This is a genomic window from Pseudomonas sp. K8, from assembly GCF_014889455.1.
In the GTDB taxonomy this organism is placed as follows: Bacteria; Pseudomonadota; Gammaproteobacteria; order Pseudomonadales; family Pseudomonadaceae; genus Aquipseudomonas; species Aquipseudomonas veronii.
This window is the reverse complement of record NZ_VJWO01000047.1, coordinates 1-22792: the sequence shown is the minus strand read 5'-3', so window position 1 is coordinate 22792 and position 22792 is coordinate 1. Positions and strand designations below refer to the sequence as shown.

The 22792-nt window shown below is 60.2% G+C and carries 22 protein-coding genes; 7 read left to right on the top strand and 15 right to left on the bottom strand.

What is annotated here, in order from left to right:
• The first annotated feature begins 36 nt into the window (after positions 1 to 36).
• Positions 37 to 1338 (top strand): hypothetical protein, encoded by a 1302-nt coding sequence (locus INT12_RS24605; RefSeq protein WP_026140201.1) that lies wholly within the window; start codon positions 37 to 39, stop codon positions 1336 to 1338.
• 64 nt (positions 1339 to 1402) lie between these two features.
• Here INT12_RS24605 and INT12_RS24600 read toward each other — a convergent pair whose 3' ends face one another.
• Positions 1403 to 2728, bottom strand: a complete 1326-nt coding sequence (locus tag INT12_RS24600; RefSeq protein WP_017848388.1) for a sigma-54 dependent transcriptional regulator — start codon at positions 2726 to 2728, stop codon at positions 1403 to 1405.
• Positions 2729 to 3073: 345 nt separating this feature from the next.
• Here INT12_RS24600 and INT12_RS24595 point away from each other — a divergent pair, with 345 nt between their 5' ends.
• On the top strand, positions 3074 to 3334 hold the full coding sequence (locus INT12_RS24595; RefSeq protein ID WP_017848387.1) for a hypothetical protein: 261 nt from the start codon (positions 3074 to 3076) through the stop codon (positions 3332 to 3334).
• Between the two features lie 73 nt (positions 3335 to 3407).
• Here the strand turns inward: INT12_RS24595 and INT12_RS24590 are convergent, their stop codons facing one another.
• Genes INT12_RS24590 through gnd form a run of 3 tightly spaced genes read right to left on the bottom strand, consistent with a single transcriptional unit; the run spans position 3408 to position 6756 of the window.
• Positions 3408 to 4256 (bottom strand): Cof-type HAD-IIB family hydrolase, encoded by an 849-nt coding sequence (locus INT12_RS24590; RefSeq protein ID WP_046483709.1) that lies wholly within the window; start codon positions 4254 to 4256, stop codon positions 3408 to 3410.
• Positions 4253 to 5776 (bottom strand): glucose-6-phosphate dehydrogenase, encoded by a 1524-nt coding sequence (gene zwf / locus INT12_RS24585; RefSeq protein ID WP_017848385.1) that lies wholly within the window; start codon positions 5774 to 5776, stop codon positions 4253 to 4255. Before zwf ends, INT12_RS24590 begins: the two co-directional genes overlap by 4 nt.
• On the bottom strand, positions 5773 to 6756 hold the full coding sequence (gnd, locus tag INT12_RS24580) for a phosphogluconate dehydrogenase (NAD(+)-dependent, decarboxylating) (protein WP_017848384.1): 984 nt from the start codon (positions 6754 to 6756) through the stop codon (positions 5773 to 5775). Before gnd ends, zwf begins: the two co-directional genes overlap by 4 nt.
• 268 nt (positions 6757 to 7024) lie before the next feature.
• Between gnd and INT12_RS24575 the strand changes: the two genes are divergently transcribed.
• From INT12_RS24575 to INT12_RS24560, 4 genes are all read left to right on the top strand, one after another.
• Entirely contained in the window at positions 7025 to 7201 is a 177-nt protein-coding gene (locus tag INT12_RS24575; RefSeq protein ID WP_155678519.1) for a DUF6026 family protein, read from the top strand.
• Positions 7202 to 7353: 152 nt separating this feature from the next.
• Positions 7354 to 9096: a phosphoethanolamine transferase CptA gene (locus tag INT12_RS24570; RefSeq protein ID WP_017848382.1), complete on the top strand. Its 1743-nt coding sequence runs from the start codon at positions 7354 to 7356 to the stop codon at positions 9094 to 9096.
• 128 nt (positions 9097 to 9224) lie between these two features.
• Entirely contained in the window at positions 9225 to 11462 is a 2238-nt protein-coding gene (locus tag INT12_RS24565) for a TonB-dependent siderophore receptor (RefSeq protein ID WP_108526580.1), read from the top strand.
• Positions 11463 to 11605: 143 nt separating this feature from the next.
• Positions 11606 to 11827 (top strand): hypothetical protein, encoded by a 222-nt coding sequence (locus tag INT12_RS24560; RefSeq protein WP_046483715.1) that lies wholly within the window; start codon positions 11606 to 11608, stop codon positions 11825 to 11827.
• 100 nt (positions 11828 to 11927) lie between these two features.
• On the opposite strand, the gene INT12_RS24555 is transcribed toward INT12_RS24560, so the two are convergent.
• From INT12_RS24555 to INT12_RS24510, 10 genes are all read right to left on the bottom strand, one after another.
• A complete protein-coding gene (locus INT12_RS24555; RefSeq protein ID WP_193040916.1) occupies positions 11928 to 12419 on the bottom strand; it encodes a GNAT family N-acetyltransferase in 492 nt (163 codons plus the stop codon).
• A gap of 165 nt (positions 12420 to 12584) precedes the next feature.
• Positions 12585 to 13691 (bottom strand): cell division protein ZapE, encoded by a 1107-nt coding sequence (gene zapE, locus INT12_RS24550; protein ID WP_102618182.1) that lies wholly within the window; start codon positions 13689 to 13691, stop codon positions 12585 to 12587.
• A 15-nt stretch (positions 13692 to 13706) separates the two neighbouring features.
• Entirely contained in the window at positions 13707 to 14042 is a 336-nt protein-coding gene (locus INT12_RS24545) for a nuclear transport factor 2 family protein (RefSeq protein ID WP_017848377.1), read from the bottom strand.
• A 51-nt stretch (positions 14043 to 14093) separates the two neighbouring features.
• On the bottom strand, positions 14094 to 14810 hold the full coding sequence (locus tag INT12_RS24540) for a helix-turn-helix transcriptional regulator (protein WP_026140198.1): 717 nt from the start codon (positions 14808 to 14810) through the stop codon (positions 14094 to 14096).
• A 133-nt stretch (positions 14811 to 14943) separates the two neighbouring features.
• Positions 14944 to 17601 (bottom strand): aminopeptidase N, encoded by a 2658-nt coding sequence (gene pepN / locus INT12_RS24535; protein ID WP_057005227.1) that lies wholly within the window; start codon positions 17599 to 17601, stop codon positions 14944 to 14946.
• Between the two features lie 13 nt (positions 17602 to 17614).
• Complete coding sequence (locus INT12_RS24530; protein WP_193040914.1) at positions 17615 to 18445, bottom strand: DUF2797 domain-containing protein; 831 nt, start codon at positions 18443 to 18445, stop codon at positions 17615 to 17617.
• Entirely contained in the window at positions 18442 to 18702 is a 261-nt protein-coding gene (locus INT12_RS24525; RefSeq protein ID WP_017848373.1) for a YeaC family protein, read from the bottom strand. The genes INT12_RS24530 and INT12_RS24525 overlap by 4 nt, the downstream gene beginning before the upstream one ends.
• 12 nt (positions 18703 to 18714) lie before the next feature.
• Entirely contained in the window at positions 18715 to 19587 is an 873-nt protein-coding gene (locus INT12_RS24520) for a rhomboid family intramembrane serine protease (RefSeq protein ID WP_193059056.1), read from the bottom strand.
• Positions 19584 to 20555 carry a metallophosphoesterase gene (locus INT12_RS24515; RefSeq protein WP_193059055.1) on the bottom strand — a complete coding sequence of 324 codons (972 nt, stop codon included), beginning with the start codon at positions 20553 to 20555 and terminating at the stop codon, positions 19584 to 19586. Before INT12_RS24515 ends, INT12_RS24520 begins: the two co-directional genes overlap by 4 nt.
• On the bottom strand, positions 20555 to 21445 hold the full coding sequence (locus INT12_RS24510; protein ID WP_003217892.1) for an NAD(+) kinase: 891 nt from the start codon (positions 21443 to 21445) through the stop codon (positions 20555 to 20557). Before INT12_RS24510 ends, INT12_RS24515 begins: the two co-directional genes overlap by 1 nt.
• A 143-nt stretch (positions 21446 to 21588) precedes the next feature.
• On the opposite strand from INT12_RS24510, the gene INT12_RS24505 reads away from it, so the two are divergent.
• On the top strand, positions 21589 to 22536 hold the full coding sequence (locus INT12_RS24505; protein WP_079443633.1) for a DUF1853 family protein: 948 nt from the start codon (positions 21589 to 21591) through the stop codon (positions 22534 to 22536).
• Positions 22537 to 22568: 32 nt separating this feature from the next.
• On the opposite strand, the gene INT12_RS24500 is transcribed toward INT12_RS24505, so the two are convergent.
• On the bottom strand, positions 22569 to 22792 hold a 224-nt coding region (locus tag INT12_RS24500; RefSeq protein ID WP_319017449.1), incomplete at its 5' end, for a type VI secretion IcmF C-terminal domain-containing protein.

Sequence of the window (22792 nt, the reverse complement as noted above, 5' to 3'; positions counted from 1 at the left end):
CGACACTTTACGCATTAAAAAAGGACGGCTTATTTCATGCATCGATCGCTATCATTACGTGCGGTTGTTTGTTTAAGTACGCTCTTACCTGCGTCCATGTTGTATGCCGCGCCGGACGCCGATATCGAGACGCTCAAACAAGAACTCTTGGAACTCAAACAGCGTTACGACGTGCAGCAAAAGGCCCTGGCGGTGCTGGAACAACGGGTGCGCCAGGTCGAAGACCAGCCGGCGACTCCAGCGCCCAAACGTCTGGCAAAATCCCCGTCGGACTTCAAAAAAGGTGGGACCACCGTCGCAGGTACAGGCGCGGCAGCTGCCTCCGGGGGAGCGGGTGGCGGCGGCAGTTCCTATGGGCAGTCGCTTAAGGACGACTCGGCGCCTGCGCAAAGCGTCAGCAACCTTTACAACGAAGCCAGCGGCTTCTTCGGCAACGGCAAATTCAGCTTCGAAACCGGCATAACTTATGCGCGCTACGACGCCCGTCAGTTGACCGTCAACGGTTTCCTCGCTCTGGACTCGATTTTCCTGGGTAATATCAACCTTGACCGAATCAAGGCGGATAACTGGACGCTGGACCTGACCGGACGCTACAACGTCGATAACCGCTGGCAATTCGACGTCAACGTGCCAGTGGTCTACCGCGAGTCCACCTACCAATCCGGCGGTGCCGGCAACAATGCCCAGGCCACGTCGGAAGCGTCAGTGACCCGCGACCCGACCATCGGCGATGTCAACTTCGGTGTCGCTTACAAGTTCCTCGACGAAACCGCCAACTTGCCGGATGCAGTCGTGTCGGTGCGGGTCAAGGCGCCAACGGGTAAAGAGCCGTTTGGCATCAAACTGGTCAAGCAAACCACCAACGACAACCTCTACGTGCCGGAAAGCCTGCCCACCGGCAATGGCGTCTGGTCGGTCACGCCGGGCATTTCCCTGGTCAAGACGTTCGACCCGGCGGTGTTGTTTGGCTCGCTCTCCTATACCCATAACTTCGAGGACTCATTTGACGATATCAGCAGTGACGTGAATCAGAAGGTCGGCGGCAAAGTCCGCCTGGGTGACAGCTTCCAGTTCGGCGTCGGTGTCGCCTTCGCCCTCAACGAGAAGATGAGTATGTCGTTCTCGGTTTCCGACCTGGTCCAACGCAAGAGCAAGCTCAAGCCAGACGGCGGGGATTGGCAATCGGTGGTCTCCAGCGACGCCAACGCCGGTTACTTCAACGTGGGCATGACCATCGCGGCGTCGGATAACCTGACGATCGTGCCGAACCTGGCCATTGGCATGACGGATGATGCGCCGGACTTCACCTTCAGCCTGAAATTCCCGTACTACTTCTAAACCGCGCACAGGGAAAAGCCCCGCAACGATAAGGGTCGTTGCGGGGCTTTTCGGTTTACCCGCCCTAGCGGATCTGGTGTTTGTGCAACAACCGGTAAAACGTCGGCCGGGAAATCCCCAGCACACGGGCCGCGACACTCAGGTTGTCGCTGTGCCGGTTGAGCACATCGCACAGCGCCTGGCGTTCGGCGCGGTGTTTATAGTCTTCCAGTGTAGCCATCGGCGACGAAATTGCCTGCTGACTCTGCAAACCCAGATCAACGGCTTCGATTTGCCGCCCTTCGGCCAGCACCAGGCCTCGGCGCACGCGGTTGGCCAGCTCACGCACATTGCCCGGCCAAGGGTGGTGCCCCATGGCCACCAGGGCGTCTTCGCTGAAGCTGCGGGGGCGGCGCCCGGTTTCCTGGCTGTAGAAGCGCGCAAAGTGGTTGGCCAGCATGGCGACGTCACCGTGGCGCTCGCGCAACGGCGCCGTGACTACTTGCAGCACATTCAAACGGTAATACAAGTCTTCACGAAACGTACCCTTCGCCACGGCCGCTTCCAGGTCGACGTGGGTCGCCGCCAGCACTCGCACATCCACCGGGATCGGCTGGCTGCCGCCGACGCGTTCGATCTGTTTTTCCTGCAGGAATCGCAGCAGGTTGGCCTGCAGCTCCATCGGCAAATCGCCGATCTCATCAAGAAACAACGTGCCGCCATTGGCCGCTTCGATCCGCCCGATCTTACGCTGGTGGGCGCCGGTAAACGCGCCCTTTTCGTGGCCAAACAGTTCGGATTGGATCAGGTGTTCCGGGATCGCGCCGCAGTTGATCGCGACAAACGGCTTGGCATGGCGCTGGGATTGGCGGTGCAGGGTTTTGGCCACCAGCTCTTTGCCGGTGCCGCTGTCGCCGCGGATCAGGACCGGGGACTCGGTGGGCGCCAATTTGGACAATAACTTGCGCAGCTCGCGGATCGGTCGGCTGTCGCCCAGCAGTTCATGTTCAGGCTCGTCCACCGCGGTGTAGCCCTTGCCCCGCAGCCGTGCCATGCCAAAGGCGCGGCCGAGGGTGACCTGCACCCTGGACACATCGAACGGCAAGGTATGGAAGTCAAAAAACCATTCGCAGACAAAATCGCCGACATTCTGCAAGCGCAACACCTCTTGGGTGAGCACCGCGATCCACTCGGTGCCGCTGCGGCTGATCAGTTCCTTGACGGCTTCGGGCCGCTCCAGGTGATACGGCTGCAAGCGCAGCAAGCCGACATCGCAGGATCGCTCCCCCACGGCCGCCAACGTACAACTGTCCACCTCCCACCCCGCCGCACGCAAACCCGGTAACAACTCATAGCAGTCATCACAGGGGTCGACCACGAGCAAGCGGCGCTGCACAGGTGTAACAATCATGACTATTCCTTGGCGCCAGAATTGCTAAAGTTATTTATAAACAAAGGTTTGTGACGCCCGGCAATTACAGTATCAAAATCTTGACAGTTGCCTTGTATCGTTTTGCTATATGTCTTGGCAAAAAGCCACTCGACCGTCACATCCCAGCAAAAAAGTTGTACCTGCCGAATCGCGTATTCAGCTTTCAAAACAGCCGCTTACATGACGTCAATCACAGAAAGTTGAAAATTGTTGCTCTAACATGTGACCCGTACCCCGCCATCGCGCATCAGTACAAGTAACTCGCCGCACGGTCAGCCCAGCCGACGGCACTCACTTGATTGGGCATTTAGAGAGAAGACCCACATGAACGCCCCGCTCCGCATCAACGAAGCTCTTTTGATCGCAGACCGTGCTTTCCAACCCTTCCAGTGCGTGGCCTGGCACGATGGCAACGGTGCCCTCAGCCTGAGCGTCATCGACCGCACCAATACCCGCATCGGCACTAAACAACTGTCGTCGAGCGCGTATACCGACCCGGCACAACTGGAAGATTTGTTGTTGCAGGCGCGCGCCGAGCTCGATAAAGATGGCTACCAGTTGCAGTCCTGGGCCATGCCGAAGTAATCCGAAACTGCAACTTGCGAGCACTGTATTGTAAAAGACAGGGCTCGCAAGTTCAGTATTAAACGCCGACGTTCTAACTTGGCGTATCGAACACTTTGTGTGGCACCTTGAGAATAAACCGCTCAATCGCTTGCGCCGCACCGTCTTCGAGATTGCTGCCGGTGACCACATCCGCCTGACGCTTGACGGGCTCTTCAGCCTGCCCCATGGCAATCGACAATCCGGCCACATGAAACATTGCCGGGTCGTTGCCACCATCGCCAATCACTGCGGTCTGTGCCAACGGCACTCCGAGGTGCGCGGCCAAGGCTTTCAAGGCCTCGCCTTTGTTGGCTTTCATGGCGGTCACATCCAGGTAGATCGGTTGCGAACGCGAGACCTGGGCCAAGCCCTGCACCTTGGGCTGCAATTGCGCTTCCAGCTCCATCAATAATTGCGTGTTGCGACTGGCGGCGACGATCTTGTCGACCCGATCCAGGTACGGTTCAAAACTCTCCACCACCAGCGGCCCATAACCCAGGCCAGCGGTTTCAACTGCCACCATGGGCCCAGGCGGATCGCGCCGCAGCCATTCACCATCGGCAAACAGCCAGACTTCCACGTCCGGCTCGCCGGAAAACAGCGCCAATGCCACCAGCGCCGCCTCCGCCGGGAGCCGGTGCGCGACCAGCACGCTGCCGTCAGGGTTGACCAGTGTGCCACCATTGAAGCCCGCCACCGGCACGTCGATGCCAAACGCTTCGACCATATGCATCATGGCCTTGGGCGGACGCCCGCTGGCCAGGCTGAATAACACGCCGGCTTCACGCAAGGCACGAACCGTTGAAAGGGTGCGTTGGGTCGCGGTGTGATCCGGGCGCAACAAAGTGCCGTCCATATCACTCAACACAAACCGGATGGGATGCTTCGCAGTATCACTCATCCGAGCGAGTGCCAGGCACGGCCATCGCGGGCCAGCAACGCATCGGCCGCCGCCGGACCATCTTCACCGGCCTTGTAGGCCTGGATCCCGTCGTCTTCCTTCCACGCATCGAGAAACGGCTGCACCGCACGCCAGCCGTTTTCGATGTTGTCGGCGCGCTGGAACAGGGTCTGGTCGCCGGTCATGCAGTCGTAGATCAAGGTTTCGTAACCCGTCGACGGCTGCATTTCGAAGAAGTCTTCGTAGGCAAACCCCAACTCAATGTTGGCCATGTCCAAGGTCGGCCCAGGCCTTTTCGCCAGCAGGTCGAACCACATGCCTTCGTTGGGCTGGATCTGGATCTTGAGGAACGTGGGCCGCAGCTCATTCACTTCGGTGTCGCGGAACTGCGCATAAGGCGCCGGCTTGAAGCAGATCACGATCTCGGTATCGCGAATGCTCATGCGTTTGCCGGTGCGCAGATAGAACGGCACACCCACCCAGCGCCAGTTGTCGATCATCACTTTCAGGGCGACAAACGTTTCGGTGCTGCTGTCGGGCGCGACGTTGGCCTCGTCGCGATAACCGGGAACCGGCTTGCCACCAATCTCTCCGGCGCTGTACTGGCCACGCACCGAATTGGCCCGCGCATCCTCTGCGGACCAAGGGCGCACGGCACCGATCACCTTGGCCTTTTCACCCCTCACAGCGTCGGCACCAAACGCCGCCGGCGGTTCCATGGCGACCATTGCCAACAGCTGGAACAGGTGATTAGGCACCATGTCACGCAGGGTGCCGGTTTTTTCGAAGAAATTGCCCCGGGTTTCCACGCCGACGGTTTCGGCGGCGGTGATCTGTACGTGGTCGATGTAATGGTTGTTCCAGAACGCCTCGAACAGCACGTTGGAGAAACGGCTGATCAGGATGTTCTGTACCGTTTCCTTGCCCAGGTAATGGTCGATGCGATAGATCTGCTTCTCGCTCATCACTTTGAGCAAACAGGCGTTCAAGGCTTCGGCGGTGGCCAGGTCGGAACCGAACGGCTTTTCGATCACCACGCGGCGGAAGTGATCGTCGCTCTCCGTCAACAAACCGGCACTGCCCAGGCGCTGCACCACGTCACTGAAGAAGCGCGGCGCGGTGGCCAGGTAGAACACCGCATTGCCGGTGCCGCTGTCGGCGATTTTTTCGGCGATGTCCGCGTAGGTGCTGTCGTCGAGGAAATCACCCTCGACGTAGCTGATACCTTTGGCCAACTGCGCCCACAGCTGTGGGTCCAGTGCGTTGTCGGCATTGCCCTTGACCTTGCTCGCGGCTTCGGTGCGAATGAAGTCCTCGAGTTTCTTGGCAAAGTCAGCATCGCTGATGGCGTTGTGATCAACGCCGACAATGCGCAAGCCATTGCCCAGCAGCCCGTCACGACTCAGGTTGTACAGCGCCGGCATAAGCAGGCGCTTGACCAGGTCGCCGTGGGCACCAAACAGAAACAGCGTAGTGGGAGGAGCGGGTTCGGCCTTGGGTTTCTTGCCGTTGGCGGTCATTTTTTGGACGTCTCCACGTGACCACCGAAGCCAAAGCGCATGGCAGACAACATCTTGTCACCGTAGGTGCTCTGTTGGCGCGAGCGGAAACGCGCAAACAACGACGTGGACAGCACCGGCACCGGCACGGCTTGTTCCATGGCGGCTTCGATGGTCCAACGGCCTTCGCCGCTGTCGGCAACCGAGCCGGAGTAGCCCTCGAGTTTCGGGTCGGTGGCCAGGGCGTCGGCGGTCAGGTCCAGCAGCCAGGACGACACCACGCTGCCACGACGCCAGACTTCGGCGATATCGGCAACATTCAGGTCGAAACGTTGGTCTTCTGCGAGGTTTTCCGAGTTTTTGGTCTTGAGGATGTCAAAGCCTTCGGCAAACGCCTGCATCATCCCGTACTCGATACCGTTGTGAATCATCTTCACGAAGTGCCCCGAACCTGCAGGGCCTGCATGAATGTAACCGTGCTCGGCGCGGGGGTCTGCGGCGGCCGAGCGGTCCTTGGTACGCGGGATGGAACCCAGGCCCGGCGCCAGGCTGGCGAAGATCGGATCAAGGCGCTGCACGGTCGCGGCGTCGCCGCCGATCATCATGCAGTAGCCACGCTCCAGGCCCCAGACGCCGCCCGAGGTGCCGACGTCGACGTAGTGCAGGCCTTTTTCCGACAGGGCCTTGGCACGACGCACGTCGTCCTTGTAGTTGGTGTTGCCGCCGTCGATGATCACGTCACCGTGGTCCAGCAGGTCGCTCAGTTCATTGATGGTGTTTTCGGTGGGGTCGCCTGCCGGCAACATCACCCACACGGCGCGAGGCTTCTGCAGCCCGGCGACCAGCGCCTTCAAATCGGCAACGCCGGTGGCGCCCTCTTCGCTCAGGCCTTTGACAAATGCTTCGTTACGGTCGTAAACAACGGTGGTATGCCCATTGAGCATCAGGCGCCGCGCAATATTACCGCCCATGCGGCCTAGTCCAATAATCCCCAGTTGCATGTGCTGATGCTCCTAACTACTAAAAAATGTGTGACATAGTTTATAGCGCAATGAGGCTAATGAGGGTTAGTTCAGAGCGGATCGGTATAGTTTCATGAGAAAAAGTAGCCAGCATTTCACCATTACCGCCGCAAAAGTCACACGACCGCCAAAAATAAAAAAGTTCCCTTGATACATAAAAGAATTCAGAATTGCTTCCGACTGATGCCCAGAACCTCCAATCATGCGTTCTGGCACCGCGATCTACCGGCTATTTGCGAGGTAAGCAATGAGCACAGCACAGATGACCCGCCCGCCACAGACCCTCTACGTCAGCATCCGTCGCGACGAGTTGCGCCAATTGAAGGCCGAACGCGACCAACTGCAACAGGAAGTCTTGCGCCTGCGCTCGCACCTGCAAGGCCAACTGGATCAGCCTTCCAGCACACAGCCCGCCCTCTGCTGAGCGGTTTTGTAAGGTAACTCCTACAAAAAACTCACAAAGTTTTCACATCTCCTTCACGATACTCGCGCCCGAAGGGCCGCCTTACACAAGGGCGGCCTCTGCTGCGTGCGTCCCTGCGCGTCAGCTGAAAAATTATCGGGTTGGAGCGCTGGATGGCGATGTTCAAACGCAGCACTACGTCTGCGAAAGGTTTTGATTGGGCCGGCCTGGGTTGGCTGTTCCTGTTCTTCTGGTACTTCTCGGGTATTACCCAACTGCTGATTCAACTGACCGGCACTTCCGGTTTCAGTGGCTTTCGCCAAGCCTTCTTCATGAGTGCGTTGTGGTTGGCGCCGATGTTGTTATTCCCGCGCCGTACTCGCCTGCTGGCCGCCTTGATCGGAGTGGTGCTGTGGGCTTGCTCCATGGCCAGCCTGGGTTATTTCTTCATCTATCAGCAGGAATTCTCCCAGAGCGTCATCTTCATCATGTTCGAGTCGAACATTTCTGAAGCGGGCGAATACGCCACCCAATATTTCGCCTGGTGGATCGTGCTGGCATTCATTGCCCACACCGCCTTCGCCATCTTCCTGTGGACGCGCTTGCGCCCGGTTTACCTGCCTCGCGGCCAGTCGATACTGGCAGCGGTAGCCATTGTGCTGGCCGTCGTCGGCTACCCGTTGGTCAAGCAGATCGCCACGAGCGAAACCATGGAACTGGCCATCGACCGCTTTGAAACCCGCATCGAGCCGGCTGTGCCGTGGCAGATGATCGTCGCCTACCGCCGCTACACCGAGCAACTGGACAACATGCAAGGCATGCTGACCAGCGCCAGCCAGATCCCGCCGTTGAAAAACCTCAAGGACAGCATGGCCGGCCAGCCTTCGACCCTGGTGCTGGTGATCGGCGAGTCCACCAACCGCCAACGCATGAGCCTCTATGGCTACCCGCGCAATACCACGCCGGAGCTGGACAAGCTGCGTGACCAGTTGGCCGTGTTCGACAACGTCATCACCCCGCGCCCCTACACCATTGAAGCGCTGCAACAGGTGCTGACCTTCGCCGACGAAGAGAACCCGGACCTGTACCTCAAGACGCCGTCGATTGTCAGCGTGATGAAACAGGCCGGTTACAAGACCTTCTGGATCACCAACCAGCAGACCATGACCAAGCGCAACACCATGCTCACGACCTTTTCCGAACAGGCCGACGAGCAGGTCTACCTGAACAACAACCGCAACCAGAACGCCCGCCAATACGACGGTGACGTGCTGGCGCCATTCGCCAAGGCCCTGACCGACCCCGCCGAGCGCAAGCTCATCGTGGTCCACCTGCTGGGCACGCACATGAGCTACCAGTACCGCTATCCGCCAACCTTCGAGAAGTTCACCGATCGCCAGGGTGTTCCGGACGCTATCACCGATGCCCAGTTGCCGATCTACAACAGCTACGACAACGCCGTGCTGTACAACGACTTCGTGGTGTCGAGCCTGATCAAGGACTACGCCAAGACCGACCCCAACGGTTTCCTGCTGTACCTGTCGGACCACGGTGAAGACGTATTCGACTCCGCCGGCCACACCACCCTGGGCCGCAACGAAGGCAAGCCGACGGCGCCGATGTACACCATCCCGTTCATGGCCTACGCCTCACCGAAATGGCGCGAAACCCACGACTGGAAATTTGCCGGCGACCTGCAACGGCCCTACAGCAGCTCGCAGCTGATCCACACCTGGGCCGACTTGGCCGGCCTGAATTTCGATGAGCTGGACCACAGCAAAAGCCTGGTCAGCGACAGCTTCAAACCGCGCCCGTTGTTGATCGGCAACCCCTATGAGCGCCAGCAGAAAGCGCTGATCGACTTTAGCCTGATCAAACCGAAGACGGCCGAAAACGACGGCGTGGCACTCAAGTAAATACCGCCTTGTAACAGAACGATAACAATCATTCTCGTTTACACCTAAAGTTCCACGCCTCCTTTCGTCTTTGAGCCAAGGCCTTTTCTTACTGAGAAGGCCACAAAGACGACAAGGAGTCTTCCGCGATGTTCGCGCCCTTTACCCGTTCCATGACCGTTACCCTCGGCCTGTTCAGCCTGGCGCTGAGCCCGGAACTGCTGGCTGAAACCGACCCCGAACAGACACCCGCCACCGCGCTGGAGCTGGGCAGCACCCACATCAGCGCCGAAGGCCTGGGCGCCAATACCGAGCACACCGGGGCCTATACCACCGGCTCGATGAGTACCGCCACCCGGCTGAACCTGTCGATCAAGGAAACGCCTCAATCCATTTCGGTGGTCACCCGCCAACAGATGGACGATTTCAATCTCAATACCCTGACCGACGCTTTGCGCCAGACCACCGGCGTGACGGTCCAGCATCTGGATTCGGACCGGGCCGGGTATTCCTCCAGGGGTTATTCGATCAATAACTTCCAGGTGGACGGCATGCTCAATACGTTCGGGCGCATGAAGTCCGACTCGGACACCATCATCTACGACCGTATCGAAGTAGTACGCGGCGCCACTGGCCTGACAACCGGTGCCGGCGACCCCTCGGCGACCGTCAACATGATCCGCAAGCGCCCGACCGCGCAATGGCAAGCCAAGACCGGCGTCAGCGGCGCCAGCCATGACAACTACTACAGCTACCTGGATGTGGGCGGCCCGCTGGCCTTTGACGGACGGCTGCGCGGGCGCACGGTGATGGCTTACCGTGACAGCCAATCCTTTCGCGACAACTACGCGCTGCAACGGGAAGTCGGCTACGGCATTCTGGAGGCCGACCTGACGGACGACACCGTGGTAGCCGTCGGCTTCGACTACCAGAACAAGCACGTGCAAGGCAGCTCCTGGGGCACCCTGCCCTACTGGAACAGCGACGGCAGCAAGGCCCGCCTGTCGCGCTCGGCCAACCTCGCGGCCGACTGGAGCTCCTGGCCCCTGAAGGACAAGACCACCTTCGCCTCCATCGATCACACACTGGCGACGGACTGGCGCCTGAAAGCCGCCTACACCCATCGGCAAAGCGATACCGACGGCAAGGTGTATTACGGCGGCGCCGGTTTTCCGAATGCCGATGGCAGCGGCATGACGGCCTGGACCAACCAGATGGTCGGCACCTCGAAAATGGATGTGGTCGACTTCAACCTGGCCGGCACCTACGCGCTGTTGGGGCGCGAGCATGCGTTGATGCTGGGTTATGGCGAATCCGAGCAGCGCGATACGTCACCCTTCCAACGTTTTGCAACGCCCCAAGGCTACGAGACCATCGAAGACTGGAAACACATGGGCGGCATCGGCAAATTCCCCGACCGCACCACCGGCCTCAAGGGCGAACACAGCAGCAAAAAACAAAAGGCCGGCTACCTCGCCACACGCTTGAGCTTGACCGACACGCTGCATGCGGTACTGGGCAGCCGCTATGGCAGCTGGGAAATCGAAAGCGCCTCGCCCACGTACAACCTCGACAATCAATTGACCGCCTCAAGCAAATCCAGCCAGACCCACACAGACATGTGGACACCTTACGCGGGCCTGCTCTACGACCTGACACCGGAATACACGGTGTACGCCAGCTACACCGACATCTTCAACCCGCAGGACGAGCGCAACGCCAGCAAGCAATACCTCGAACCAGTGGTTGGCAGTAACTACGAAATCGGCCTCAAGGGCAGCCTGCTCAACGAACGCTTGAACCTGGCCACCGCGTATTTCTGGAGCACCCAGGATAACGTCGCCGAACTCGACAATGCGGCCCCGCCGGACCCGATCACCCGCGAGCAGTTCTACAAATCCGGTGGCAAGGGCAACAAGGTGCAGGGCTTTGAAGTGGAGGTGTCCGGCGAAGTCATGCCGGACTGGAACCTCACGGCGGGCTACACCTACACCCATTCGCTCAACGGCGATAAACAACGCAACAACACTGGCCAGCCGATGAATATGCTGAAGGTGTCGACAGCCTATCGTTTACCGGGCGAATGGCGCGGGTTGACGGTGGGCGGCGCGGTGAACTGGCAGAGCGACTTCTACGACTTCGCCGAGCGGCCGATCGGCGGCCGGGACCAAGAGGGTTACCTGCTCACCGAATCCACCAAGATCACCCAACAGGCCTATACCGTGGTCAACCTGATGTCGCGCTACCAGTTCGACGAGCATGTTTCGGCTTCGGTTAACGTCAATAATCTATTCGATGAAAAATATTATGAACGCGTCGGTTTTTATAATGGCGTGTACTGGGGCGACCCGCGCTCGATAACCTTGGCTCTCGACTGGAAACTCTAACCGCCCTCCGCCGAAGTTAACAACATTGTTAACTTTGGGAGTTCTCCACGTTAATACCCACTTAATAAGCTGCCCGCACAATCGCCCCATGAATCTGATCAAGGACCGAGCGGATACCGACCACACTGAATGGGAACACCTTGATGAAACCCTCGATTTTGATGCTTGCCGGCCTGCTGACCCTGACTTCCGCGGCGGCTTTTGCAGAAGGCGGCTCGGAGCGCTCGAAGGAGTTCTACAATAACTTCACCTTCACGCAGCAGAAACTCCACGGCAGTAATGAACAAACTGCCTCCGCTGACGGTAAAACTTTAAAGCGCGACACAGCTGATCAATCCAGCACCGAGGCACAACCTAAAAGTTAAGTTAACTTTTATTTAACTCGCATCACCCTGTGCCAATCCGCTCTGTTGGCAAAGGTTAACTTGGCGCCATTCAATGGCGCCTTTTTTTGCCTGTGCCTTATTACAGTGGTTTGTTCCAGAACAACATACGCCCATGGGCCGGATCAAATACCGAGTCGTCAAAACCGAACTTGCGGTACGCCGACTGCGCCACAGCATTGCCCTCGAGCACTTCCAGGGTGATCTTGCAGCAGCCACGCTGACGGGCGATTTCCTCGACCTTATGCAGCATTTTCTGGCTCAGCCCCAGGCCCCGGAACCGATTCATCACGGCGACATCGTGGACATTGACCAGCGGGCGACAGGCGAAGGTGGAAAACCCTTCAAAGCAATTGACCAATCCCGCAGGCTCGCCGCCCACGAATGCCAGGACACTGAACGCATGCGGGCGCTTGGCCAGTTCAGCCGGCAGTTGTTGCAACAGGTCGGCGGGCAAGCTGTGGCCGCCCCCCATTGGGTCTTCAGCGTAATGATTGAGCAGCAGGGCAATGGCCTCGGCATGCACAGGATTGGTGTAGCTGGCTTGCAGCACCAGGATTTCAGGGGTATCCATTTCCGTCCTCGATAACGACAAACAAGGGAATCAGTTCCCTTTGAGGAGGACGATTGTAAGCGTGGAGCAGGCGCTAGATGAAGGAGATTAACTACAAATAGCTGCCGGAAGGCGCGAAGGTTACCCGCATCAAAAGCGGCCATAGGACTTGCACCAGGCTTTTTCCTACCCCCCAAAGCGCTGCAATTGCATCTCCTGCAAGCGGCTCAAGGTTCGTCGGAAGGGGAATTCCAGATAGCCTTCGGTGTAGAGGCTTTCCAACGGCACTTTAGCCTCGATGAACAGCGGCACCTTGCGGTCATAGCATTCATCCACCAGGGCGATAAAGCGCCGCACGCTGTCATCGTGTACTGACAACTCGGGCAATTCGCGATCACCGGCCGCTACTCGCTGGACACCGTCCTCGGTGCCTCGGGCAATCCGTCCCGGTCGCTTTTGTGCGCTCAGGTTGGGGACCTCACCCAACAGGATCGCCTTGAAACGATCACACAGCAGCATGAAATCCATCGCTGCCAAAGGTTGCTCGCACAGGTCGGCATACCGGCACCACAACACCGTGTCGCTGGCCTGCACCGCCACGATGCAGCGATGACCGACACTGATCGGGCCATGGCGCACCGCTTGGCCCTCGCTCAATTGCTCGAACACCGCCGCCAGCGCATCCGGCTGATCGACCCAATAACGTTGCACGCCGACACCCGGGTGCAAGCGATGGTCTTCGCCACCGTCCACCGCCACCACTTGCATGTACTGCTTGATCGCCGCAATGCCCGGCAGGAAACGCTCGCGATTGAAGCCACCGGCGTAGAGCTGTTCGGGCGGTTGATTGGAGGTGCAGACCATCACCACGCCTTCTTCGAACATCACCTGGAACAAACGGCCAAGGATAATTGCATCACCGATGTCACTGACGAACAACTCGTCAAAACACAGCACACGCACCTCTTGGGCCAGCTCACGGGCCAGCGCTTGCAACGGGTCATGGGTGCCGGTGAGCTGGAACGAACGCTGGTGTACCCAACCCATGAAGTGATGGAAATGCTGGCGCCGCGCAGGCACGCGCAGACTCAGGTAAAACTGGTCCATCAGCCAGGTTTTACCCCGGCCCACCGGGCCCCAGAGGTAAACCCCGAGAATCGGCGAGCGCCCCTGGTGCAAGGCTTGGTGGCAGGTCTGCAGGGCATCCACCGCACGGCGCTGGGCATCGTCGGCGACGAAGCCCAGTTGAGTGGTGGCGTATTGATAAGCGGCGAGCGGCGAGTCGAAAGTCATGCGCGCCATTATGACTTACAAGGAGATATCCAGCCGTGAAATCTTGCCCTGCTCGTTCAAGCGAAAGGTATAGCGCAGCTCGAGCGGGCTGCCGGGGAAGTTGCCGGAAACCACATTGCTGACCAATACCTTGCCGGTGCGATGCTGCACGTTGAGCACTTCGACCCTGGGCTGATAACGCTGCGCGGTGTCTTCCATCCAGCGTGCGATGGCGGCGGTGCCGACCTGATGCGCGCCCTCATCGAACACGTTGGCGTCGTCAGCAAAACAATGGGCGACGGCCGAAGTGTCGCAGGCATTGGTTGCCGCAATGTAGGCGGCGATGGCCGGGGCCAGATCAGCGTGGGACATGGCACAGCTCCTTTGTGATGAGTTATGACGCCATGCTAAACCAGGGCTGTGTCAGTTTTTGTCAGGAGTGAACGGCGAGGAATGCTGCTGCTCCATCAACTTGCGCCAGCCCCGCAACCAATCACTGCGGCGCCCCGGATAGCGCTCGCCGCGGGACTCGGCGGCAGCCACGCGATCGGTGCGAAAGGTGCGATACGCGTCTCGCAGTTCGCACCAGGCCACGATCACCCGCACCTCATTGAGAAAGCCCAGCGCCAGGGGCCAGATCAGCCGCTGGCTCTGGGTCTGGCTCGCGTCGGCGTAATCGATGTGCAGCTTGGCCTGGTTGCGAATGGCTTCGCGAAACACATTGAGCGGTACGCGGTTTTCCGGGTAGCCGAACCCTGGCGGGCCAGGTAGCAGCGTCGGGTTGCGTAACGCTTCCTGGGCGGCGGGGTCCAGCACGTCGGCAATTTTTGCCAAGGCGTTGGCCGCCGCATGGCTCAAGACATCGTCGCCACGCTGATCCACATAGCGCAGACCAAGCACGATGGCTTCGGTTTCCTCGGCATTGAGCATCAAGGGCGGTAAAAACAGCCCGCTGCGCAACACATACCCAACTCCGGCCTCGCCAAAAATCGGTGCGCCCAGCGCGGTCAATTCGGCGATGTCGCGATACAGCGTGCGCTCGGACACCTCCAACTGCGCCGCCAGTACGGCAGCGGTCACCGGACGCTTCTTGCCCCGCAGAGCCTGGAGCAAAGTCAGTAGACGAGTGGTACGCGACACGTTGAGCCCATCAAAAAAAGAAAGTGGCACAGCTTAGCAGAGCACCCTGTCAGAAAATGTCAGCAGCCGCTCGGCCGCCGATTATCCGGGACGAAAAAAAACGGCCTGTCGGCCGTTTTTTTAATTGCGTGGTTTACGCAAGGCTCTTGCTGACCACCTCGAACACATCGCTCGATAGCTCACCGGAAGCTCGAATACGCTCCAGTTCCGCCTTCATCAGCGCCTGCCGCGCGCTGTCGTATTTGCGCCAGCGGGTCAACGGCGCCAATTGACGCGAGGCGATCTGCGGGTTGAAGCCGTTCAACTGAATCACCAGGTCCGCCAGGAAACGATAGCCCGAGCCGTCCGCGGCGTGGAAGTTGATCAGGTTCTGCCCGGCAAACGCGCCCACCAGTGCACGCACTTTGTTCGGGTTCTTGATGGTGAACGCCGGATGTTCCATCAACGCCTTGACCCGCGCCAGCCCGCCCGGCAACACGCTGCCGGCCTGCACGCTGAACCACTGGTCCATGACCAGCGGGTTGTCCTTGAAGTTCTCGGCAAACACCGCCAAGGCCTTGGCTTTTTCCGCCTCGAACGGCGAATTCACCAACACCGCCAACGCGGTCAGGCGTTCAGTCATGTTGTCGCTGGTGTCGAACTGGTCCAACGTCGCCGCCAGCACTTGCGGCTTGCCGCTGAGCATCAGGTACGACAGCGCAATATTCTGCAAGGCACGCCGGGCAAAGTGCTCGGCAGCCGCTACATACGGGGTTTGCTTGGACAGTTCGCGGTTGGCCTGGTAGCGCAGCCACAAGCCGTCGAACAACTGGTCGGCCAGTTGCTTGCGGGCGAATTCACGGGCGGCATGAATGGCGTCGACGTCGGCCACTTCGCTGATTTCCGTCAGGTAGGCCTCACCCGGCAACGAGAGCATTTCGGCGACCATCGCCTGGTCCAGGCTTTCGTCGCTCAATACCGTGCGCAGAGCGTCGATCAGGCGCTGATCCAGCTTCAGCGGCTGGCCCGCCTGGTACTGGCCGATCAGCTCCTGCAACACCTGCACCGACAGTTGCTGGCCGGCATCCCAGCGATTGAACCCGTCGCTGTCGTGCTGCATCAGGAACATCAACTGATCACGGGTGTACGCAAAGCTCAGTTTCACCGGCGCCGAGAAACCGCGCAGCAGCGAAGGCAGCGGCTGTTCGTTGATATCGACGAAGGTAAAGGTCTGCTCGGCCTCGGTCACCGAAATCACGCGGGACGTGCCGGCAGCACTTGCCTCACCGGCCAGGCGCAACGCGACAGCGGCGCCCTTGCCGTCCAGCAGGCCCAATGCCACTGGAATCACGAACGGCAGCTTTTCCACCTTGTCCGGGGTTTCCGGGCAGCTTTGGCGGAAAGTCAGGCTGTAGGTTTTGGCCGCAGCATCGTAGGAATCACTCACCGCCAAGCGCGGCGTACCGGCCTGGCTGTACCAGCGCTTGAACTGGCTGAGGTCGGCACCGTTGGCGTCTTCCATGGCCTTGATGAAGTCGTCGCAGGTCACGGCCTGACCGTCATGACGCTCGAAATAGAGGTCGCTGCCTTTGCGGAAGCCTTCGGCGCCGAGCAAGGTGTGGATCATACCGACCACTTCCGAGCCCTTTTCGTACACGGTCAGGGTGTAGAAGTTGGAGATCTCGATAAAACTTTCCGGGCGCACGGCATGGGCCATCGGGCCGGCGTCTTCGGCGAACTGGTGAGTGCGCAGGTACGCCACATCCTGAATGCGCTTGACCGTGGCCGAGTTCATGTCCGCAGAGAAGCCCGAGTCGCGGAACACGGTGAAGCCTTCCTTGAGCGACAGTTGGAACCAGTCGCGGCAGGTCACGCGGTTGCCCGACCAGTTGTGGAAGTATTCATGCGCGACGATAGCCTCGACCCGCTGATGCGCGGCGTCGGTGGCGGTTTCGGCGCGGGCCAGCACGGCGCTGGAGTTGAAGATGTTGAGGCCCTTGTTCTCCATGGCACCCATGTTGAAGTCGTTGACTGCGACGATCATGAAGATGTCGAGGTCGTACTCGCGGCCGTAGGTTTCTTCATCCCAGCGCATGGATTTTTTCAGGCTGGTCATGGCGTGCTGGCACTTGTCGATATTTTCCGGCTCGACATAGATACGCAGCGCCACGGAACGGTTGGTCATGGTGGTGAAGCGGTCTTCGACACACCACAAATCACCGGCCACCAGCGCGAACAGGTACGCCGGCTTCTTGAATGGGTCTTCCCAGGTCGCCCAGTGGCGGCCGTCTTCGCCAGGACCGCTGGCAATCGGGTTGCCGTTGGACAGCAGCACCGGGTAGCTGTGTTGCTCGGCGATCACGGTGGTGGTGAAGGTACTCATCACATCCGGACGGTCGAGGTAGTAAGTGATCTTGCGGAACCCTTCGGCCTCGCACTGAGTGCAGAACATGCCGCCGGACTTGTACAAGCCTTCGAGGGCCGTGTTGGTTTCGGGGTGGATCTTGACGCTGGTGTCGAGGGTGAAGGTCTCACTCGTGGGCTGCACGGTCAGGTGGCTGTCGGTCAACTGGTAGTCAGCGTCCGTCAATTCCCGGTCAGCCAGGTTCACGCTCAACAGTTCGAGCTGCTGACCGTCCAGCACCAGCGGCGGCAAGCCGGCGCCACGTGCGGGGTTACGGCGCATCACCAGCTGCGCGTGGACCAGGCTGTGGTCCTCGAACAACTCGAAGGTCAGGTGCGTCTCATCGATCAGGTAGTCCGGCGCCTGATAGTCCTTCAGGTAAATCATCTTCGGTTGTTCGGTACGCATGGGTGGCATCCTTTTACTGATGCACGGCGAGCTGGTAGGCCGTGTACTTGCGAATATTGATGACCCCGGTGTCGAAGATCAGGTATTGGCCCTTGATCCCCAGCAGCGTGCCTTCGGCAATCGGGTTCTTGTCCAGGTTGAAGCTGACGATCTTGGTCGGATACTGCTCGATCGGGTAACGGATTTCGATCGGTTCAATGTCGGCAATCGTTTGGATGGCTTGTAGGCCAAAGCGTTCCTGCAAACTCGCCAGGCCCTCGGCGCAAGACGCGAACAACTCATCGCGCACCTGCTTGAGGTCAACCGATTGCGCATCGCCCTTGAGCAAGGCACGCCAGTTGGTCTTGTCGGCGACCTGGCTGCGGAACAGGTCTTCGACGAAACCGGACTGCTGGCGCGTGGACACCCGCACGATCGGCAGCGCCTGGCTGGCGCCCTGGTCGAGCCAACGCGTGGGCAATTGGGTGGCGCGGGTGATGCCGACCTTGATGCCCGACGAATTGGCCAGGTAGACCACATGGTCGGTCATGCAGAACTGCTCGCCCCACGCCGGATCACGGCAGGTGCCGGCGGCGTAATGACAACGCTCGGGACTCATGATGCACAGGTCGCACTGAGCCAGCTTGGTCATGCACGGGTAGCAATAACCCTGGCTGAAGCTGGTCTTGGTCTTGCGGCCGCAATGGCTGCAATGGATCGCACCCAGGTATTCCAGGCGCACATGGGTACCGATCATCGGGTTGACCGGCACCTCGGTATCGCCCAGACGAAACGCATATTGAACGGTCGGCTCACCGAGTTGCGCCGACATTTTGCTGACTGCACCGCGACCGATTTCAATCAATGGATCGCGTCCGACTTGAACAGGATGTTCGGCACCGTGGTCGACTTCGATTCACACTCCTGCGTTCCCATGTAGCCGGTGCGCTGGTCTTCCGGCAGGTTCTGGATCTCCCAGGCGATCATCGCTTGCAGCGACAGCTCCCGCTGCTCGGCGGTGAGCTTGCGGCCATCAGACCATTTGCCGATTTCCACGGCGAGCTTGAGGCTCCGGTAGATGTCCGGGGTGATGTTTTCGATCATTTCAGCAAAAGAGGACATTCAGGCTCTTCCTTAACGAATAGTGGATTTGCGACGACTGTATAAACCGCCCAACAAGCCGGTCAGGCAACCGATGGCCAGGCCACCGACATGGGCGGCATTGGCGATTTCGCCGAAACCGATCATCGAGACCAGCCCCGACAGGCACAGCACCAACCACACCAGCATCATCACCAGCACCCCACGGGGCAGGCGATAAGCCGGGTTGGGCGAGATGAGTTGATAGATCCAGCAATGCCCCAGCAGCCCATACAAGACGCCGGACAAGCCACCAAACAGGCCGGGGCCGCCATACAGGTATTGAGCGAAATTGGAGGCCAGGCTGAACAACAGCGTCAGCCCCAGCAGGTTGATACTGCCCTGGCGCGCTTCAATACGCCGCCCCAGCTCCCAGTACCACATGCCATTCATGGCCAGGTGCAGGATGCCGAAGTGGATCAGCATCGGCGTGACCAGCCGCCACCACTGGCCCGAGGCCAAGGTGTCGGCCAGCGGCGTGAACTGGATGTACTCACCCATCACCCGGAACGGCAGGAAGGTCAGCCAGCTCATCGCTTGCAGGGTTTCACCGAGCAAGGTCACCGCGCCGACGATTAGGCTCGCCAGCAGCACCAGCGCTGTCACCGGGCTATGGCGCACTTGCTGAACAAACCCCGGGCGCGTGACCGCCGCCTGCTCCGGAATATCCAGTTGCTGGTCCGGATCGCCGGCCGGAAAACGTTGATACAAGACGCGCACGTCGTCGCTGATGGTCTCGGGCACCCACAACACCTGCTCGCCCGCTTCTTCACTGACGCGATGGGGCACCTGCATGCGTTGCAGCAGTTTGACGAAACCGCCCAGGTCGACGCTCAGCGGCAAGCGTAATACGGGCACGGCACTCATGTAATCACCTCGGGGCGCTCAACGTCGACCCATACGAATTTATGCGGATCGAGGCGGGTTTCCTGATCCAATCGATACGCCACCAGCTTGCCGTACAGCACCGCGCTGTAGTCCAGGCAGGCCCGGTTCGGACGGATCGGCGCCGGTTTGCCGCTGCGCCAGTAATGCCCGACGAACAGCACAGGCTCGTCGACGCCGTAGCGCAGCAGGGAGTTTTTTTCAGAAGACGACAACGGTGTGCGCGCCACGGGCTCCGGCAACGCGTCGGGCTGGAACACGATGTCGCCGTAGGTTTTCGGGTCCTCTTCCCAGAACTTGGTGCGGAAGAACGAGCGTGTCAGGCCGTCGCCGCCGGTCAGGGTCAAACCGTCCGGCAGACGCATGTCGGTGCCGCGCAACAGGCGGTCAAAGGCATTGCAGGCGAAGCTGCCCGGCACGGCGGCGGCCTGCAGGAAATGCTGATCGATACAGCCATCGGGAAAAGTCGCGCGCAGCGGCTGGATAAACCCGTCATCCCAGCACGCATGCACCACACGAAAACGCCCGGCGTCGACGAACAGCGGCATGTCATAGAACCAGCCGAGGAAGTCGTGCCAATCGGCCGGGTGATCCTCGAACTGGGTCAGGGTCTCGTGGATCAAGCGCTCATGCCGCGGGGTGTGCTCGCGCACGAACTGCTTGCCGCTGCCCGGTGGCGCGGGCGTGGCCCAGCCCAGGGCGTTGAACTCATGGTTGCCCATGATGCACAGCGCCTGCCCGGCCTCGGTCATGTCGTGGACAATGTGCAGCGCCTCGCGAATCCGCGGGCCACGGTCGATGATATCGCCGAGGAACACCGCCATGCGCGACGGGTGGCGCCAGGTACCAGCGTGCTTGTGGTAGCCCAACTGGTCGAGCAGGTGCTCAAGGGTGTGGGCGCAACCATGCACATCACCAATCAGGTCGTAGCTACGCGCGGGATCGAGCATCAGTCGCCTCCACCCCCCAAGCGGCTGCCCCAGCCCAACTTGGTGCGGCACACTTCATAGTAGTTGTGGTCCAGCGGGTGGATCAGCCGCAGCTTCTGCGCTTTTTTACTCACGGTGATGGTGTCACCGGGGGCGCAGGTGAAATGGTTCTGCCCGTCGCAGGAGACTTGCGGGTAAATCTGCATGTCTTTGGAAACCACGATTTTCAGCTCACTGTTGCCATCGACCACAATCGGCCGGCTGGACAACATATGGGGGTACATCGGCACGATCACAATGGCGTCGAGCTTGGGGTGCATGATCGGGCCGCCCGCCGACAGCGCATAAGCGGTGGAGCCGGTGGGCGTGGCGACGATCAGGCCATCGGCCTTTTGACTGCATACGAATTGGCCGTCGATATACAACTCGAATTCGATCATCCGCGTGGATTTGCCGGGGTGCAGCACGACATCGTTGAGGGCGTCGCCCTGGCCGATGGCTTCGCCGTGGCGGCGCACTTCAGCTTGCAGCAGGAAGCGGTTCTCCACCAGGTAATGGCCGTCGAGCACCTTGGCCACTTCGACTTCCAGCTCATCGGGACGAATATCGGTCAGGAACCCCAGGCTGCCACGGTTGATCCCCAGCACCGGCACGTTATGCCGCGCCAGCGCCCGTGCGGCGCCCAGCAGGCTGCCGTCGCCGCCGACCACAATCACCATGTCACAGACTTCACCGAGCATCTTGCGCGACGAGGTTTGCAGGCCATGGCCCGGGAGGATTTCGGCGATGGTGTCTTCGAGGATCACATGCAGGTGGCGCTCGAGCAAAAACTTTTTCAGCCGGCGGACGGTGTCCAACACCTGGGTACTGCCCAGGCGACCGATAATGCCGATATTGCGAAATTGCTCCATGGGGCTCCTGCGGGATTGGGGTGTGGCAAAAAAGAACGATTATGGGCGAAAGGCCGCGTCAGGCAAAATCCTTTGTCGCCGTGAAGCCTTGATGACAACGCTTCTCAGCCACCCTCCCCTGTGTAAAAGGCTATGCTCGGACCATGACCGTGTTCCCCGACTTGCACAACCTGCCCCGCCAACTGCGCCATCCCGAGGTGCGCGACCTGGCGTGGGTGATGCTCGCCCCGCCGATGCTCGCGCAAACGCCGTGGCCGCAACGCCATCCGCTGGCCGGCAGCGACTGGGTACAGGCGCCCGACCGTCTCGAACACTGGCTGCGGCAATTGGACCAGGACAGCAGCCCCCTGCAGCATTGGCTGAACCTGGCACGCACCCGGCGCCTGGGCCTCTACTACGAACGCCTGTGGCAGTTCGCCGTGCAGCATGCGCCGGGCGTGGAACTGCTGGCAGCCAACCTGCCGATCCGCCGCGCCGGGCATACCCTGGGCGAACTGGACATGCTGCTGCGCGACCGCGAGGGCGTGCATCACCTGGAACTGGCGATCAAACTCTACCTCGGCCCGCAGGACGGCAATGGCCAGGACACCGCGCAGTGGCTGGGGCCGGGCTGTCATGATCGGCTGGATCGCAAGCTGGCGCACCTGGCCCAGCATCAGTTGCCGATTTCGGCACGACCGGAGAGCCGCGAGGTGTTGGCCGCGCTGGGCATCGCGCAGTTCGATGCCCACTTGTGGCTCGGCGGCTATTTGCTTTACCCCTGGCCTGGCCAGGCTGAACCGCCCTATGGCGCTCACCCGCAGCATTTGCGTGGGCGCTGGCTGCATCAGCGTGATTGGCGGGACTTTGTCAGCGCCAGCGCGCCCGGCCGCTGGCAGCCCTTGCCCCGACATGCGTGGCTGGCGCCAGCGCATTACCAGGCAGAAGCGGTGTGGAGCGAAGAACAGATGCTGGAATGGCTGGCGGACCTGGCACCGATGGCACCGGCTCAGTTGCTGGTGCGACTGGTTCAGAACGGCGAGGAGTGGGAGGAAGCCGAGCGGTTGTTTCTGGTGGCGGATCTTTGGCCGAATGTGCCGGGCACTCCCTGACCTGCAAGGAGCGGTCTCACCGACTCGAAGGCTCAGCCCTCATTGAGAAATATCTGTTGCGGCAACCTGAAGTCACGCAGCTTGAGCAACGCCAGCGGCCCCGCATCCAGTTCGGTGCGCAGGTGCCATGTCAGGCTCAGGCCGTCGGGCGCCTTGAGGGCCAGGCGGTAGCGGCTGTTGCCGTCGTCCAGTGGCGTGACCTGGGCGTTTTCCAGCAGGCGGATCAGGCCCCAGGTGCCGGGGTAGTCGCCAAACA